The sequence below is a fragment of the Anaerovorax odorimutans genome, assembly GCF_024459955.1.
Classification (GTDB): Bacteria; Bacillota; Clostridia; order Peptostreptococcales; family Anaerovoracaceae; genus Hominibacterium; species Hominibacterium odorimutans_A.
The window spans coordinates 219,409-235,413 of record NZ_JANFXK010000003.1; the positions used below are offsets into that span (position 1 = coordinate 219,409).

Genomic DNA, 16,005 nt, shown 5'->3' on the forward strand with positions numbered 1-16,005 from the left:
TGTCTCCTCGTAAATTGTTCTCGTGTTCTCCATAAATTACCTGAACAAGGCGTTTTTATGGCAGTTCCTTTTTTTGCGGCATTACCTCCCTCCCGTTAAAATTTTTATATTTATTGCACTTATATATATGTACAAGAACCGTGCCATCATTAAAAGTTTAACAAGCTTCACCCGTATTTCCCTTGCGGCGGAAGGGAATAAAGAATCTGTTAATTCTGACATCATTCGCCGCAAATAGAAAAGTCGGAAAAAAATTTCCATTTCTCCCCTTGGGGTTGTGGAAACTTTTTTCCGACTTTATCCTGAATTGTTTTTCTATTCCTGCCGCAATAGATTTATGGTCAATATTCCTTATTTTATCTTTTCAGCAAATTTATTGATTGCTTCTGAGGAAGTATGCAGCTTTGTGTTTTCAGAGCGCTTTCCTTTTTTGGCGACCATTTTCATAATCAGCTTGTCAAATCCTTTTTGATCTTCCAGGGAGATCTCGCCGCCGAAGCTGCCCGTGGCGATGGCCTTTTTCAGCAGTTCTTCGGGGATGTTCTTTTTCAGATACGCGTCCGCCTGATTTACGAAACAATTGCAAATAAAAAAAGCACATTTCTTTCTCATCAGCGTTTCTTTATTCTTTGCGATAAAATTCCTGGAGGATTTATGAATCAAACCCATCCGTATGCTTCCGCCCACAATAACACAGTTATATTGGCTCAGATCCGGCTTTTCCTTCGTCAGATCGCACAAAGTCGCATCATCCACAAGCGCCTTTAAAATTTTGGCGCATTTCGCAGTAGTTCCGGTCTTACTGGCATAAGCAATCAGTACGTTCATAATACCCTCCTTGTTCTTTTGTTGTCTTTTTCTACATAGATTCTGTTTTTCCTTTTTTCTTTAATATTCCAAATACTGGCACTACGCTTCCCGCGTAAGCTGCCGCTGCCATCGGGATAATAATCGTGATTGGAAAGCATAAAAGCAGCACACCGATGACCGTAAGCGGTTTTCTCATAATATAACCACACAGTGCAGAAACGCATACCGCCACTGCGAATACCGGTTCTGCTCCTGTAATCATGGCCATTGCGAAGCCCATGCAAACCCCTGAAAAAATAACCGGGAAAATGTTCCCGCCTCTCCATCCCAGGTTAACGCATAAATTGATCAGGATCAGCTTGACCAGGGCGGTCAGAAACAGTACCGCAAAGCTCTGCTGCTGCCAGACTTCCATCATTTCACTCATTTCATGCTCCCCTGAGAACATGGTCCAGGGAAACAGCGTGCCCAGCGCTGCCAGAAAGAGACCTGCCAGCATGCAGCTGATGATTCTGTGTCCGATGATTCGTTCACCCAGCGCAGAAGTAATCCGGTTGCAGAGCATATACAGCATCCCGCACAGAATGCTGATGACCGCGAAAACCGGAAACCATTTCCAGTCGGAAAAGGTGATGTCCACATCACGTCCGAATCTGGCAATGCCCATGCCTCCGCCGAAAAGATGGCTCAGACCGCCCATAGCGCCGAGGGCTCCTATGACCGCCGCCACATAGACCATTGTTTTGGCCTTTTTCATCTCCAGCTTTTCAGCGGGCGCCTTTTGCGGTTCTTCATCCTCCAGATCCTTATTTTCAAAGTTGTTGGCAATGCCTACAAAGGGAGAATTGAAAATAACGCCGAGCGTTGCCGCAATACCTGCCTGTGCCAGTTCCTTTACCTCCGCGCCCTTATATTTCAGTCGGTCGCCGATCCAGCAGCAGAGACCGACGATGATTCCCGTAAGACCGGCTTCCGGTCCCAGACTGCCGCCGAAAATAAGCGGCAGCAGTGCCGATACCGCCAGTATATGCAGCCGGTTGTACGGATATGTTCCCTTTTGCTTGAGATCCGCCATAACGCCTTCCAGCGTATCGGGAAGGATGCCGAATTTTGTCTGCCAGAGTCCGATGATAAGTCCGCCCAGCAGACAGGCAATAAAATTGTACACCACAGGATGTCCGAAGCTTTCAGGTATTACATCCCATACAAGATGAATCCCCAGATTCATAATCCTGAGCAGCGCCCAGACCACAGCTCCCGCGCAGGCCCCTAAACAAAGGGAAAACAGGGCGAAAACCCCCAGACTCCTTTTTGTAATTTTACCCATGTAATGTACCTCTACTTTTCTGCTAAGAAAGTTTCTACATATTCCACATCGGACGGGGTATCAATATATTGCGTTCCCCTCTTCTGTCTCGTTTCTCTGCCCTTGCCGGTAATCAGGATCACCGTATTGTCATCCGCCGTTTCTATGGCCTGGCGAATGGCGTCCTCCCTGTCCACGACGATATTGCACTCGCAATCGTACTCCTTTACATGGCTGGCAATTTCCTCTGAGATCTTCATAACCGGCTCTTCACCTGCGTCCTCCTCAGTGATATAAACCTTGTCCGCATATTTGCCGGCAATCTCGCCCAGTTCTTTTCTCCGTCCCAGCGCCTTCTTTCCCGGGCACCCGAAAACGATCGTGATTTTCTTTCCCGGGTATTCCTTTCTGGTGGAGTTGAAGAGAGACTCAAAGCTCATCTGATTGTGAGCGTAGTCCACGATCACGTCCAGACCGCCGCTCCTGCTGGTATAGATCTCCATTCTGCCGCTGACGCGGGCCTTTTTCAGACCTGCCTTGATGTATTCCAGGGGAATGTTCAGCCCATAGGAAATGGCAATGGCAGCCAGAGCGTTTTCCACATTGAACAGGCCGGTCATGCCGATCCTGAATTCTTCATCAAAGCTGTCGCATTTTACTTTGAAAGAAATGCCCCGCTTGCCCGGTTCCACATCATAACCGCAAAGGTCGGCTTCCGGCTTCAAACCGAAGGTTATAATCTTTTCTGCTTTTCCTGATGCCGCTTCCATTGCCATCTTAGCATATTCGCTTTCCAGATTGATGCAGGCGATCCGGCACTGGCCGAAAAGCACCATTTTGGCGGCTAAATAGTCCTCAAAGCTGGGATGCTCCACATCGCTGATATGATCGGTGCCAATGTTCAAAAAACACCCCACGTCAAAGGTGATGCCGTAGGTGCGGTCGTATTTGAGAGCCTGGCTGGAAACCTCCATGGTCAGAAACTCAATTCCGCTCCGTACCGCGTTATCGTAATGGCGGTGAAGATCCAACGCTTCCGGAGTTGTCAGATGGGACTCTTCATTGATGATGCCGTCATAGTTGTCGATTCCTGAAATTACCGCACTGATTGGTTTTTTCTGATCCCGCAGATATTCATCCAGAATGTACTTCATAAAATAAGTAGTGGTCGATTTTCCTTTGGTTCCGGTGATACCGGTTATGGTCAGTTCTTTCCACACCTGATTGTAAAACAGATCCGCCAGCAGCGCCATCGCCCGGCGCATGTTATTTACAATGATATACGGCGCATCCGGCGCTTCCTTATCGTACTTCACTTCGCTCACGTAGGCGAAGGCCCCTTCTTCCAAAGCGCTGAGCAGATAATCCACGGTAAAGTGGGCGCCTTTGCAGATGAACAGGGTATCGTATTTTATATCCTGTGAATTAAAGGAAACGTAGTTCACTTTCTTTTCCAGCATCTCTTCCGGTATGTGTGTCTCGGCCACCATGCCGTTATCCTCCAGCAGCTCAGTATATTCTTTCAGCAAATGCAGCCTGTTTATCATTTATCATTCCTCCTGAGTTTTTTATCGCAGAGCACGATGGCCTCCTTTGCCATTGCCTCCATAGCGTCCACAAAATAATCGGATAGTTCATATTGTTCTTTAAAGCAGGAAAGCTCCGTGCAGGCCATGATTACACAATCGCATTCCTGGTCCCGAAATTCTGTCTCCACGGTCTCAAAGTCATCGTAGTCGATCGGACCGCCGTCTTTTATCCCATCATATATGATTTTCATGACCCTTTTCTGGTTTTCCGGTGAAGGTATGATGGGAACCAGCCCGCGGGCTTCGCATTCCTTTTGATAGAGCCCCATTTTGACCGTTCCGTCAGTCGCCATGATTCCCACTCTGGCGCCCTTTCCATGAGTTTCCTCAATCTGCCTTGCCGCGGCCTTTATCATATTGACCAGCGGAAGGCTGGTCTTTTCCTGCAGCTCATCTATGAGCACATGACAGGTATTGCACGGTATGGCAATATAATCGGCCCCGCTCTTTTCCAGCGTCTCCGCGTCCTCTGTGAGTCTGGTGAGCAGATCATCCAGCTCATCATCCATGATGGCCTGAGTCCGGTCGGGCATGGTGGCATGGTTGAGAATCACCATGTTGATATGCTCCTGATCCCTGTGAGCCTGCGTATTTTCAATCATCATCTTATAAAACAGCTGTGTGGCGAGGGGTCCCATTCCCCCGATCACGCCTAATACCTTATTCTTATCTTTCATCCCATTTCTCCATTTTTTAATTGCTTACAGATCGTAATATTTTTTAAAGGCGGCATGGTGCCTGTGCATGTTTTTAAACACCCTCAGCCTGCGCACCAGGCTCCGGTCCGGTCCGTAGATCAGCGGATTGGAAACCTTCCCCTCAGCTATCAGTCTGCGCATCTTCTCCCTGTATTCTTCCGGCCGGATGTAGGTAAAGGCCACCTTTTTCGGAACGACCGTAAACATATGCTCGTTCTCCACAGCCTTAAATTCCAAAGGCTTATCCAGGATATGATCGTCTACCAAAAGCTTGGCGATATTGGCTCCCGCACCGGTCACATAGTAGTTGCTTCGACCTTGTCTGGTGTTGATTTCGAACACTTTGTATTTACCATCCCGCTGATCATATTTAATATCAAAGTTTGAAAAGCCCACATATCCGATTTCCTCCAGCAGCGCCTTGAACTGGCGCATGATTTCTTCATTTTTTTCTGTAATGATAACGGCGTGATTCCCCAGGCCATGAGGCGTGTGCTCTTCCAGAAGAACATGTCCCAGACACATCATTTTTACCTTGCCGTGCTTGTCCGAATAATTGGTCAGCACCCGCATATATGTGTCGTCGCCGGGTATGAAATTCTGGATAATCACAGAATCGGCATAGCCGGAGCCGTAGATATCGGAAAGTACGGAAAGAGTCTTTTCCCAGGTTTCTTCCTTGTAAACCTTTTTCTGCGTTGGATACGGATGTCTCCAGTATTCGATTCCATTGGACGGTTTGATGATATACGGTCCTTCAAAGGGCGCTTTTACTTCAAGTCCCATTTCTTTCTTGTGCACATAGGTAGTCGGGTAATCCACTCCTACCTTTTCGCACATGGCATAAAATTTCTCTTTGTGGATCAGATCGTTCATGAGGTCAATATCAATATACGGAGCGATGACGTTTTCCGCAAAGTTGTCCTTATTCTGGCTGGCCAGCTGGACATAGCTGTCGCCGCAGCCGATCAAAAGGACGGTCTCATCCTTATGGTCCGCTGCGAACTCGTTAACCAGCCTGAGGAAAGTCTCCTGTTCATCCGCTTTTTCATTGGCCTTATAATCTATGATCTTGCTGTCCATGCAGGGTCCGGTGGGATATTTTCCGTAAGCGCTGGAAACGATCCCATATTCCTCGTGGAAAGCCCGGGCTACGCTGCATACATTTATATCTCCGGCAAAAAGTAATGGTACGAATTTTTTATCCATCGTGTTCTCCTCTTTTACTCTGTAGTCTGTTAAAAAGGCGCAAAACCTTACCTTATATTATAATACGTTTTTCTCAATTTTACCAATGATTTCATCCCTGAGCGCATCTATTTTTTTGAAGTCCATATTTGGTATATAATAGCTCTCCAGACGATCGTGTTCTTTCTTGGCCCTCACGATGCATTTTGTCGCTTCCTTAATCAGTTCGGACATTCTTCTGCTGCAATCCGCCAGCATTGGTTTCAGTTCTTCCAGTCTGGACCAGCTTATGATGTCATTCATATCGATCAGATGGATTTCCTCTTCCCTTTCCCACGGTTCCAGATCATGGTATTGATTCAAAGAAAGGAATGCAGTCTTCATCTGCGGAATCAACAGATGCTCCAGCTTTTCCCGCGGCTTCATCGGACAGTAAAAGGCTTCCACGTCCATACCCCTGTAAATGGCGCTCTCGGCGACGATATTCAAAAGTCTGGCGTTGCTCAGACCTACAGGTCCGGTAATCATATACAGCTTATCGTAGCCCTCAATAAGCGACTCCAGGTGATGCTGTACGCCCTCCGGCGTGATGGCGCTGGCAAAGTATTTTTTCATCTGTCCCGGATTGAGCGCGATCTCTTTATGGGACAGCTCGTCGCCTACGATCCCTGCTGCGATCTTGTACAGCTCCCCGTCTTCGATGGCATCTTCATACGCAGTTGCCAGTGCGTCCGCAAGGGCACCTGCGGCTTCCAGGTAATTGTACCCATAGCCGAACCAGTGTTTGATCTTATGGTTGCTTTCCATTACGTGGCTCTTGCATTTTTTCAGCGCTTCCCCGTTCCAGAATTCTCCCAGATGCACAATGCTGTCCACAGCGCCCGGATTGACCGGATCAACCACATGGGGACTGGTAGCGTCTATAATGGCAATTTTTTTCTGTTTCAGCACGATCCCATCCAGAGAAGCGGCATCCGAAGAACACCACATGAAGTCCACGTCTTCACCCTTTTCAATAAAGTGTTCGCCGATCTTTCTTATGAACGTCGATTTTCCCACTCCAGGACCACCTTTGAGACAGATGATACGGTTGGCCTCCTGCTGTCCAAGTATGTACTGATAGTAGGAAAAGAAGCCTTCCGGCGTATTTCCGCCCGGATAGATATGTCTGATTTTACCGTTCAATATAAAATTCCCCCTTTTAAGTTTACCTCTCCTATACTATGCAAAGGGGGCCCATCCATGTGACAAAAAGAAAACGGCAAAGGCTTTTGCGCTGAAAACTTCGTTTCGCAAGGCCCTGCCGTTCTTCTATTTCAGAATATCACATCTATCACTCGGTATCTTTTTTCGTCAGCTCCACAATTTTGGAAAAGTTCTTCATTATGTATTCATAGCCGCCGGGGCTGTGGGGAATCGTGCAGTCGCTGCAGTCCTTAATTCCGTTCTCCGTATAATTAAAGTTTCCCCCGCACTCATCGCCCAGAGCGTAGAGCGGACAGTAACAGAAGAGACAGTTGAACTGTTCCGTATCCGCTGCTTTATGGCACGGAAAGAATTCGCAATCCCGATGGCTGAAAAACATATAGTTTTTTTGTTCCTGCTTCTGTTTCAATCCATAGCCTCCTTATTAATACTGTCCCGGAGTATAGGTATTGATCTTTGCGTCGTTCTGAGCATTGGCCCGCAGATTGCCCCTGAGAATGTCGTAAAACGCCGCCTCTGTCGCCGTTACGTAGGCCGTTACCCAGCAAATTGCCAGTCCCAGAATCCAATTGATAACAATCATCATGGTCGAGCCTCCTCCGATAAACACGCCGAGGAATCCGCTGACAACCCCTATACCAAAAGAAGTCAGCAGTATCCAGCCGATAAAGGACAGCTGCAGGCAGAAAAATTTCGCTTTGTTTCCATGCATCAGCCACTTACTCTCGTTGATGCATTCCATGACGCCTTTGTCCGGATCGTCGGCCAGAATGAAGAATGCCTGGCTGTAACGGAGCATCGCAATGATTCCCGGAACAATGAACAGCAGCGTCCAGAGAAATGTGAACAAGCCGATCATGAACATCAGGCCCAGGGCTTTGAAAAATTGTTCAAACCCGGAAAACACCTGCGCCGCGTCCGTAGATTTTGCCCGAAAAAGATTGATAAAGAATATCGTCAGACCCAGAGTAAAGGCTCCTGTCACCAGAAACACATATACGCCGGACATAGCGGAAATTTTCTGAGCCCCATAGCTGATCCCCTCTACCACGTCCATTCCGTAAGAATTGTTGTAGTAGAGATTATTGTATAGCTCGCCCAGCGTCCTGCCGAACAACTGGTCCAGAATCAGTGCCGGAAGTGAAATGCAGACCTGATAGATCAGCACTGCGATAATGGCGATCTTCCACTTCCCTGCCAAAGCGTTCCTCCCAAGCGCCCGCAGGTTTGAGCTGGGCTCCAATACGATTATATTATTCATTTTTTGTTTTTCCTCCTCATTGAATGTCGAAATTAAATGTCAAAGATATCCTTTACAATATTACGTTTTAAGTTATCACAGAATATTTGCAGTGTCAAGGCTGACCGCGCAATCTGCTCTTCTTATAGTACGAGGACATACAGGATTTTTACTACGGAAACTACCAAAGCAACAATCGAGCAGACAAGCCCTACCGTGGCCATACCATTGCCGCCGTAAGCGGTCTTTTTCGCTTCCGTTCTGGCCTGGATGCCGAAGACAATGCCCACCGCGCCCAGAACCGGAGCCGCGAAAACGAACAGCCAAATAAAGAGGATGCTGAGAACCCCCAGCGTAAAAGCAATTACCGCCTTCTCGCTCATGGCCTGCCTGTAAACAGTCCCTTTGGCCTCTTCTACTTCTTCAATAAGCCGTTCCACTTCTTCATTCTCATTGACAAGATTTACATCTTCATTGGTTCTTTTTTTGTCTTCCATGGTCTCACCCCGCTGTTTCACAAGTTGCATTAAGTTTTCTTTTTATTATTATACCATAAATCCATGCAGTCGGGTATGCATTCCATATTTCCTGTATTATACAGAAACTGCGGCACCGATGTAAAAATCGGCGCCGCAGCTGTATTCCGTTTATTCTTTTATGTTTATTTTTAGTAAAGGTTATCAAAGATTTCTTTGATTTCTTCTTCTGTCAGGAATACGTAGTTGTTGCCTAAGAGTCTCTGCTGGTTGTCAACTGTGGACTTAGCAAATGGAGCTGCCTGGTCCGGAGTCATTCCGTATTCTCTCAGCGGTTTCTTTTCGATGATCTTGCCTAAGAATTCGTCCAGAGCCGGATATACGTCAGCAGCATCGCATCCCAGTACGTCAGCAAACAGCTTGTTGGCAACTTCGATCTTGCCCTTTGGCTGCTTTCTCATGTACATCTTGAATACTTCTGTGAAGCAGATGAAGTTAGCTTCGCCGTGAGCGATGTGGAATGCTCCGCCATGTGCGTAGGACAGAGCGTGAACTGCAGCGCAGCCAGCGTTGCCGAATGCGATACCGGCATAGTTAGCAGCCAGACAGAAATCTTTTAAGAGATCTTTTCTGTTCTCAGCAGTGTTTCCGCCTCTTTCGATAATCGTTTTGTATCCGTTCATGATCATTTCGATCGCTTTGATAGAATACATTTCTGTGAAAGGAGATGCCTTCGGTGACAGGAATGATTCAACAGCGTGGATCAGAGCGTCTACGGAAGAAGTAGCGAATACTTTGTCAGGCAGTCCCTGAAGGGATTCAGGAATCAGCACAGCCGTATCAGCATAAGTCTGCTCGTCAGCAATACCCTTCTTTAAGTCCAGGGAAGGAATGGAAGCTACCGCTACGTTTGTTACTTCGGAACCGGTTCCGCAAGTTGTAGGAACTACGATCAGTTCTTTTACTCTCTTAGGAGCTACTTTACCAGTGTAAAGATCAGCTACTTTATCCGGAATCTCACAAGCTAATACTTTGCAGATGTCAACGATTGTACCGCCGCCAAAAGCAACGATTCTGTCGAAATCATACTTATCCATTTCGACTTTCATGGCGTCCATCATTTCGTCAGTCGGTTCGCCGGCACCGTACTTTTCCTGGTAAATAACCGGAATGTCGATTCCCAGCGGTTTTACATACGGGTCATACATCCACTGGTTTGTTACCAGGATGTCGCCCTTGCCCAGTTTGAATTCATCGTTGAATTCCTTGAATGTGTCAAAATAATGAATCGCAGGTACTACTCTTAATGCTTGCATAATGTTACCTCTCTTTTTTCTCTTAACAATTTAACTAACTATTTAACAATGCTTTCGCATCTTTAGAATTCGTCTTTAAATCTTTCCTTGAACTGTTCTTTCAGCTCATCCCTGAAATCAGGGTGCGCGATGTTAATCAGCTGTCTTGCTCTGTCTTTCAGAGTTCTTCCCTTCATTCTGGCAATACCGTATTCTGTTACGATATAGTCGGCGTCACATCTTGAAGTTGTAACTGCAGCGCCGTGATCGATGAACGGAACAATTTTGGAAATCTTAGTGCCGTCTTTTTTATTGGTTACGGATGGCATTGCGATGATAGCGATACCTTTGCCATCATGTGACATTGCAGCGCCGCGCACGAAGTCTACCTGACCGCCTACTCCGGAGATCTGGTTGGTTCCGATACATTCGGAAACGATCTGTCCCATGAAGTCCACCTGAACGCATGCGTTGATGCATACCAGATTCTTTAACTTGGCAACAACTTCCGGATGGTTAACATAATCAACCGGTCTCAGTTCTACCATCGGGTTCTTGTTACAGAAATCGTACAGTCTCTTTGTTCCCATCAGGAATGTAACGACCATTTTGCCCTCGTCGATACCCTTCTGGCTGCAGTCGATAGCTCCCTTTTCATACAGTTCAACAACACCGTCGGCAATCATTTCTGAGTGGATACCCAGGTTTTTCTTGTCGCCCAGCTGTGAAAGTACGGCATCAGGAATCGCTCCGATACCCAACTGCAGTGTAGCGCCGTCTTCGATGAGGGATGCGCAGTTCTTACCGATCGCTTCCTCAACAGGACCGATCTTAGCAGGCTTGCTCTCGAACAGCGGGTGTGAATTTTCAACGAAAGCATCGATCTCGCTCACGTGTACGAATGTATCGCCGAAAACAACAGGAACCTGATCGTTTACTTCTGCCAGAACTGTTCTGCAGGATTTGATAGCCTGCATGGTGTAGTCGGAAGAAACGCCTACGCAGCAGAATCCGTGTTCATCCGGCTGGGATACGGAAACCAGCAGTACATCTTCGTGGAAAATGTCCTGTCTTATGTATTTCGGCACTTCATGGAAAAATACCGGAACAAATTCGCCGTGACCCTGAGAAATGGATTTTCTCGTGCTTGGGCTTGTAAACCAGCCTTCGAATGTAAATACATCATGATTTTCCGGCAAGGAATATTCGCCCTTACCCAGTGTAACCATGTGAGATACGGTAATATCTTTATAAAGGTGCTTGTTTGCCACCATTGCGTCTACCAGAATCTGAGGTTCAGCAACGGCATGCGCAAACAGAACACGGTCGCCTGACTGAATCAGTTTCATCGCCTCATCAGCAGAGCATTTTCTGCTTTCATATATTTCTTTCCAGTCCATAATTTTGCATCCTCCGTTTAAACATTAACTTTTTTCTAGTTCTAATTTTTTTTTTCGATTTCATCACAGATCTGATCGATGTGAGTTTTATCCCACATTTTCAGAATACCCAGTTTTGTTTCGAACTGATCATAAGACGCACAGCAGTTCGTGCATCCTCCGATGACCAGCAGCAAATCGTGCGCTTCGCCCTCCGCCGCATGAACGAAATCAACATCCGTCAGCTGTTCCTTTATTTTTTCAAGGGCCTTGCCCCGGTCATATCTTGGGTTGCACCCGCCGCAGAACCTTACTCCGCACTTCATTTGCCATTAACTCCTTTTATCGTCAAATTTTATGTAATATGCCGGCCGGGCCGGTCATATTTCGGTATATCGACCTCCTGCCAGCCTCAGTGCTGCCTGGGAGATATACCTAAGTTAAAATTTTCCTGTCTGTCTCGTTAAAAAATAAGCCGCTACGGTATGATGCCCACAGCGGCCTATTATCGTTCTTCTTACTACCGCAGGTTATTTAATTCCAGCAATAGCTTTTGCTAATTCTTTCTTACCTTCAATGTTGCCCTGACGGGAAATCATGATTCTCTGAGCCTGCGGAGAACCAGCACCGTGCATGGACTCTGTTCTGTATCCAACAGCAGCAGCACCCAGACACAGGTTTTCTAAGAGTCTTAATACTCTCATTCTCTCTTCTGTCGTGCAAGCCGGGGAAGCAGCAAAGAACTTGTTGCAGATTTCGCCGATTGTTTCGCCGTTTCTTCCAACCTTCAGATCGGACTTGAAGTCTTTTTCGGAAGGCATTGTTACCATCAGACCACCAGCGATGTCCTCAGCCAGTCTTACGATTTCGTAAGGGAATCTGGTGATGTTCTGCTTACATACGTTTGCCAGCAGCAGGTCGATCTGGTAGTTACCAGCCTGAGTAGCATAACCTTCAGCTGAGCAAGCGATACCGCAGCAGTACAGAGTTTCGTTCAGGTGAGTCATTTCGATCAGCTTATCTTTAACGTGAGAAGCTTTCTGAGCTCCATTATACTGAGCAGCCAGAGCAGCAGCGCCGATAACAACGTCGCCTACACCAACTTTACATCCGCCGTAGGACTGTCTGTGATATCCTGCGAATCTTTCTACCATCATTCCTGCGAAGTCATATTCTCCAGCCTGGAAGATGTACTTGTTCGGGATAAATACGTTGTCAAATACAACTAATGCTTCCTGTCCGCCGAACTTAGCGTTACCAAGGTCGATCTCAGCTCCCTCTTCCAGTTTTCTGGTGTCGCAGGACTGTCTTCCGTAGATCATGTACATACCTTCTACGTCGGAAGGACATGCGAAGGATACTGCGAAATCTTTGTCCTCTTCTCTCATTGACTGTGTCGGCATGATGATGTGCCAGTGGGAGTTGATGGAACCGGTCTGGTGAGCTTTTGCTCCGCTTACTACGATACCGTCTTCTCTTCTTTCAACGATATGTACAAACAGGTCAGCATCTTTCTGTGCGTGTGGAGCAAGACCTCTGTCACCCTTCGGGTCAGTCATAGCGCCGTCTACGATCCAGTCATTCTTCTGAACTTCGATCAGGAAGTTTTTGAAGTTTTCGTGATAGTTGGTGCCATACTTTTTATCAGTCTCATATGTTGTCGAGAATACAGCATTGAAAGCGTCCATACCTACGCATCTCTGGAAGCAGGAAGCAGTCTTCTGTCCGAGAAGTCTCTGCATCTTAACCTTTTTTCTCAGGTCATCCGTGCTCTGGTGCAGATGTGCGAACCGGTTGACTGTTTCTCCGGTCAGGTTGGATTTTGCAGTCATCAAGTCAGCATACTGTGGGTCCTGAGCCAGATCGTAAGTCATTGCAACACAGTTGATGGACGGACGAATGATTGGATGATCCACCCAATTTTCAATCTCTTCACCAAACATGTAAACTCTTGTCTTCAGCTTTCTTAAGCTCTCAATGTACTGTTCTCCTGTCATTAGCATAATAAAATCACTCCTTTTTTATTCTTAGGTTCCATGCAGGACAATTCCGGCATGTCCCCCAGCATTAACCGTTTATAACTTATGCAATTCTTATACCAACGAATTGCATTTGTTAACATGCCAATTATTTCCGTAAAATTTTTTTGGCCATGTCCAAAAGATCTTCACTGACGGATGTGTCAAGAATCACATCTTTGACTCCTTCGCAATTTTCCATGACGATATTTTTCACCACATCCTCGATGGTATACTGCGCCGAAGGACAAGATGCGCATGCTCCCGTCAGTCTCACCTTTGCGACATTATTCTCAAATCCGGTAAGCGTTGCGCCGCCGTAATGCTCCGCAAGCACCGGGTCTACTTTTTCTTTCAGAACTTTTTCAATTTGTTCTCTCACTTTTTTATCACCTCGAATTTTGTCATTTCAATTCGTATGTCACTCTTTTGATTATATCCCTATTGCGTTCTTTTTTCAAGTGGATAATCATTAAAAGTTTGTCTTATTTTAGGATTTTTGTTGCGTTCTTACAATTATTTTTCGCAAAAGCATTTTACTTTTGTGATATAATGATTTTGTTCGTTATTTTCAGATTATTTAAAATAAGAATCAGGGTATCTCAATTATGAAAAAATGTATCATTATTACTTCTTATATAGAAGGAGATCTGTCCAATCTCATCTGTGACGAGCAGCCGGGATTCATCATCTGCGCCGACGGAGGCTATGATCACGCCCGGAAAGCCGGCATCGTGCCCGACTTTCTCATGGGAGATTTCGATTCTCTCACCGGGCGCATACAGTCTGGAATCGAGATCGTAACCTTCCCGTCGGAAAAGGATGATACGGACACGGGTCTGTGCCTTCAGGCCGCATTGGATCTGGGCTACAGAGACATTCTCATTATCGGCGGCATCGGCGGACGCTTTGACCATGCCTTCGCTAACATTCAGCTGATGTCCGGTATCGCTGACAAAGTCGATCGAATCGCCATCAAAGACAGAAAAAATTACTGCACCATACTGAGGGACGGGCAGCTGCGACTGCCAAAAAAGGAAGGACAGCACGTTTCTTTGTTTTCGCTGTCGGAAAACTGCGAAGGCGTAACGATTTCCGGGGCCAAATACCCATTGAACGATTATACGCTGACCCGGACCTTTCCTCTGGGGGTCAGCAATGAGTACGAAGAAGACCATGTACGCATATGCGTAAAAAACGGCACCTTGCTCGTTGTGCTTTCGGAGGACTGACAGCCTCCAAAAGTCAATCATAGTACGGAATCCCTACTTCCGGACCAAAGTCCGACCCCTCCCGCCAGGCGGATGAAAAACGGACAGGAGCTTATGCTCAACTGTTTTTTACCGCCGCTCTCAAACTGTATATCTAAAAGCAGATTTTCATCTGCTTTTTTCTTTTTCCACAAAATTGTTATTATTAAACTTCTTATTTTTGTCTCTTTTTACAATTACAGATTGGTAGTATGCTATTAAAAGAATATAAATTTTGGAGGAAAAAATGAGACAGACAGAAAAGGTAAAGAATTTATGCGAAACCGCATTATTCATCGCAATTGTATTTTTCGGCGTATTTATCATTAAGTTCCCGGGGCCCTTTGGTTATGCCCACATCGGTGATTCGATGATCTTCCTTTCCGTACTCATGCTGGGAGGAAAACGGGGCGCCATCGCAGGCGGCCTGGGCGCTGCGATCGCTGATATTGTAAGCGGTTATACGATTTGGGCACTGCCGACTTTAATCTGCAAGGTTTTGATGGCTCTCGTCATGGGAGCAATGATTAAGCACCACGCCTTTGGTCTCAGAGGCCGCGTACTTTGGATCGCTTCCGCCGTCGCAGGCGGCCTGACTCAGGGGGTTGCTTACGTGATTTTCTGGTATGTGCTTTTCGGAAAAGCAGCAGCGATCGCCGCTATGCCGGGACTGACTTTCCAGGCGGTATCGGGAATCATCATCGCTTTTGTAATTTCGGAAGCGCTGCAGAAGACAAGCCTGAAAAGACACTTTATCTACACCACGGATGGGAAAGGAGCAGAAGCATGTTAGAACGTATGAAGAGTTTTAAAAAGATCGACGCCCACAGTCATATCGGTTATTTTGGAGGCTGGTCCGATGTGGGCATCACGCCGGAAGAACTGATCGAGCAGATGGACGAATACAATGTTGAAAAGGCCGTTATTTCTACATATCCTATCAAAGAAAGCATTGACGCGGTAGATAAATATCCCGACCGTTTTGTCGGCGCCGCATGGGTAAACCCCAATGAAAAGGAAGCGGTCGATCAGCTCCGGGACGCTGTGAAAAATCACGGTTTCAAGGCAGTTAAACTGCATCCCCTTTCCCACAGCTATCTACCCAACGACGAGTGCGTATTCCCAATCGCAGAGCTGGCGGGAGAGCTGGACATCCCGCTCATGATCCACACCGGTCATCCGCCTTTCTCCCTGCCGTGGAGCGTAGCACAGCTGGCGGACATCTATCCGGATCTGCCGATGGTCATGATCCACATGGGACACGGAAACGGCATGTACGTTCAGTCGGCGATCGACATGGCAAAAAAATACCCGAACCTGTATCTGGAGACTTCCGGAATGCCAATGCACACCAAGATCAAGGAAGCCTACGAAAAAGTGGGAAGTGACCGGATCATGTGGGGCCTTGACGCTCCCTTCCATCACCCTACTGTAGAAATGCAGCGAACCATCGTCAGCGGCCTGACCGACAAACAGCTGGAAGATGTATTCTATAACAATGTAAAAAAATTATTAAAACTATAAAGAAGATCAAAAAAGGGGCTGCTCAA

The 16,005-nt window shown here is 46.7% G+C and carries 17 protein-coding genes; 3 read left to right on the forward strand and 14 right to left on the reverse strand.

Going from position 1 to position 16,005, the window contains the following annotated elements:
- Positions 1 to 351 precede the first annotated feature (351 nt).
- The 14 genes from NE619_RS04580 to NE619_RS04645 all read right to left on the reverse strand — a co-directional run bounded on the left by NE619_RS04580 (position 352) and on the right by NE619_RS04645 (position 13,587).
- Positions 352 to 828, reverse strand: coding sequence for a flavodoxin domain-containing protein (locus NE619_RS04580; protein ID WP_256131188.1), 477 nt, complete (start codon positions 826 to 828; stop codon positions 352 to 354).
- A 31-nt stretch (positions 829 to 859) separates the two neighbouring features.
- Positions 860 to 2,137 (reverse strand): chloride channel protein, encoded by a 1,278-nt coding sequence (locus NE619_RS04585; protein ID WP_256131189.1) that lies wholly within the window; start codon positions 2,135 to 2,137, stop codon positions 860 to 862.
- Between the two features lie 11 nt (positions 2,138 to 2,148).
- Positions 2,149 to 3,663: a Mur ligase family protein gene (locus NE619_RS04590; protein ID WP_256131190.1), complete on the reverse strand. Its 1,515-nt coding sequence runs from the start codon at positions 3,661 to 3,663 to the stop codon at positions 2,149 to 2,151.
- On the reverse strand, positions 3,660 to 4,382 hold the full coding sequence (locus NE619_RS04595; protein ID WP_256131191.1) for an aspartate/glutamate racemase family protein: 723 nt from the start codon (positions 4,380 to 4,382) through the stop codon (positions 3,660 to 3,662). The genes NE619_RS04590 and NE619_RS04595 overlap by 4 nt, the downstream gene beginning before the upstream one ends.
- 24 nt (positions 4,383 to 4,406) lie before the next feature.
- Entirely contained in the window at positions 4,407 to 5,612 is a 1,206-nt protein-coding gene (locus tag NE619_RS04600; RefSeq protein ID WP_256131192.1) for an ATP-grasp domain-containing protein, read from the reverse strand.
- 57 nt (positions 5,613 to 5,669) lie between these two features.
- The gene (locus tag NE619_RS04605; protein WP_256131193.1) at positions 5,670 to 6,776 is read right to left on the reverse strand and encodes an ATPase; all 1,107 of its coding nucleotides are present in this window, start codon (positions 6,774 to 6,776) and stop codon (positions 5,670 to 5,672) included.
- 148 nt (positions 6,777 to 6,924) lie between these two features.
- Positions 6,925 to 7,176, reverse strand: coding sequence for a cysteine-rich small domain-containing protein (locus tag NE619_RS04610; protein WP_256131237.1), 252 nt, complete (start codon positions 7,174 to 7,176; stop codon positions 6,925 to 6,927).
- Positions 7,177 to 7,221: 45 nt separating this feature from the next.
- Entirely contained in the window at positions 7,222 to 8,058 is an 837-nt protein-coding gene (locus tag NE619_RS04615; protein WP_256131194.1) for a DUF975 family protein, read from the reverse strand.
- A gap of 122 nt (positions 8,059 to 8,180) precedes the next feature.
- A complete protein-coding gene (locus tag NE619_RS04620; protein WP_256131195.1) occupies positions 8,181 to 8,534 on the reverse strand; it encodes a DUF4190 domain-containing protein in 354 nt (117 codons plus the stop codon).
- Between the two features lie 170 nt (positions 8,535 to 8,704).
- Entirely contained in the window at positions 8,705 to 9,829 is a 1,125-nt protein-coding gene (locus NE619_RS04625) for a 4-hydroxybutyrate dehydrogenase (RefSeq protein ID WP_256131196.1), read from the reverse strand.
- Between the two features lie 62 nt (positions 9,830 to 9,891).
- Positions 9,892 to 11,208 carry an acetyl-CoA hydrolase/transferase family protein gene (locus NE619_RS04630; protein WP_256131197.1) on the reverse strand — a complete coding sequence of 439 codons (1,317 nt, stop codon included), beginning with the start codon at positions 11,206 to 11,208 and terminating at the stop codon, positions 9,892 to 9,894.
- A gap of 41 nt (positions 11,209 to 11,249) precedes the next feature.
- Positions 11,250 to 11,513: a hypothetical protein gene (locus NE619_RS04635; RefSeq protein ID WP_256131198.1), complete on the reverse strand. Its 264-nt coding sequence runs from the start codon at positions 11,511 to 11,513 to the stop codon at positions 11,250 to 11,252.
- A gap of 204 nt (positions 11,514 to 11,717) precedes the next feature.
- Positions 11,718 to 13,190, reverse strand: coding sequence for a 4-hydroxyphenylacetate 3-hydroxylase family protein (locus NE619_RS04640; RefSeq protein ID WP_256131199.1), 1,473 nt, complete (start codon positions 13,188 to 13,190; stop codon positions 11,718 to 11,720).
- Between the two features lie 124 nt (positions 13,191 to 13,314).
- A complete protein-coding gene (locus tag NE619_RS04645) occupies positions 13,315 to 13,587 on the reverse strand; it encodes a NifU family protein (RefSeq protein ID WP_256131200.1) in 273 nt (90 codons plus the stop codon).
- A 226-nt stretch (positions 13,588 to 13,813) separates the two neighbouring features.
- Between NE619_RS04645 and NE619_RS04650 the strand changes: the two genes are divergently transcribed.
- From NE619_RS04650 to NE619_RS04660, 3 genes are all read left to right on the forward strand, one after another.
- Positions 13,814 to 14,437 carry a thiamine diphosphokinase gene (locus NE619_RS04650; protein WP_256131201.1) on the forward strand — a complete coding sequence of 208 codons (624 nt, stop codon included), beginning with the start codon at positions 13,814 to 13,816 and terminating at the stop codon, positions 14,435 to 14,437.
- Positions 14,438 to 14,702: 265 nt separating this feature from the next.
- Positions 14,703 to 15,248: an ECF transporter S component gene (locus NE619_RS04655; RefSeq protein WP_256131202.1), complete on the forward strand. Its 546-nt coding sequence runs from the start codon at positions 14,703 to 14,705 to the stop codon at positions 15,246 to 15,248.
- The gene (locus NE619_RS04660) at positions 15,242 to 15,979 is read left to right on the forward strand and encodes an amidohydrolase family protein (protein WP_256131203.1); all 738 of its coding nucleotides are present in this window, start codon (positions 15,242 to 15,244) and stop codon (positions 15,977 to 15,979) included. The genes NE619_RS04655 and NE619_RS04660 overlap by 7 nt, the downstream gene beginning before the upstream one ends.
- Positions 15,980 to 16,005 lie beyond the last annotated feature (26 nt).

What these genes read in the sequence shown, in the direction of transcription:
- NE619_RS04580 (WP_256131188.1), bottom strand. Translation starts at nt 828, where the DNA reads ATGAACGTACTGATTGCTTATGCCAGTAAGACCGGAACTACTGCGAAA.
- NE619_RS04585 (WP_256131189.1), bottom strand. Translation starts at nt 2,137, where the DNA reads ATGGGTAAAATTACAAAAAGGAGTCTGGGGGTTTTCGCCCTGTTTTCC.
- NE619_RS04590 (WP_256131190.1), bottom strand. Translation starts at nt 3,663, where the DNA reads ATGATAAACAGGCTGCATTTGCTGAAAGAATATACTGAGCTGCTGGAG.
- NE619_RS04595 (WP_256131191.1), bottom strand. Translation starts at nt 4,382, where the DNA reads ATGAAAGATAAGAATAAGGTATTAGGCGTGATCGGGGGAATGGGACCC.
- NE619_RS04600 (WP_256131192.1), bottom strand. Translation starts at nt 5,612, where the DNA reads ATGGATAAAAAATTCGTACCATTACTTTTTGCCGGAGATATAAATGTA.
- NE619_RS04610 (WP_256131237.1), bottom strand. Translation starts at nt 7,176, where the DNA reads ATGTTTTTCAGCCATCGGGATTGCGAATTCTTTCCGTGCCATAAAGCA.
- NE619_RS04615 (WP_256131194.1), bottom strand. Translation starts at nt 8,058, where the DNA reads ATGAATAATATAATCGTATTGGAGCCCAGCTCAAACCTGCGGGCGCTT.
- NE619_RS04620 (WP_256131195.1), bottom strand. Translation starts at nt 8,534, where the DNA reads ATGGAAGACAAAAAAAGAACCAATGAAGATGTAAATCTTGTCAATGAG.
- NE619_RS04625 (WP_256131196.1), bottom strand. Translation starts at nt 9,829, where the DNA reads ATGCAAGCATTAAGAGTAGTACCTGCGATTCATTATTTTGACACATTC.
- NE619_RS04630 (WP_256131197.1), bottom strand. Translation starts at nt 11,208, where the DNA reads ATGGACTGGAAAGAAATATATGAAAGCAGAAAATGCTCTGCTGATGAG.
- NE619_RS04635 (WP_256131198.1), bottom strand. Translation starts at nt 11,513, where the DNA reads ATGAAGTGCGGAGTAAGGTTCTGCGGCGGGTGCAACCCAAGATATGAC.
- NE619_RS04640 (WP_256131199.1), bottom strand. Translation starts at nt 13,190, where the DNA reads ATGCTAATGACAGGAGAACAGTACATTGAGAGCTTAAGAAAGCTGAAG.
- NE619_RS04650 (WP_256131201.1), top strand. Translation starts at nt 13,814, where the DNA reads ATGAAAAAATGTATCATTATTACTTCTTATATAGAAGGAGATCTGTCC.
- NE619_RS04655 (WP_256131202.1), top strand. Translation starts at nt 14,703, where the DNA reads ATGAGACAGACAGAAAAGGTAAAGAATTTATGCGAAACCGCATTATTC.
- NE619_RS04660 (WP_256131203.1), top strand. Translation starts at nt 15,242, where the DNA reads ATGTTAGAACGTATGAAGAGTTTTAAAAAGATCGACGCCCACAGTCAT.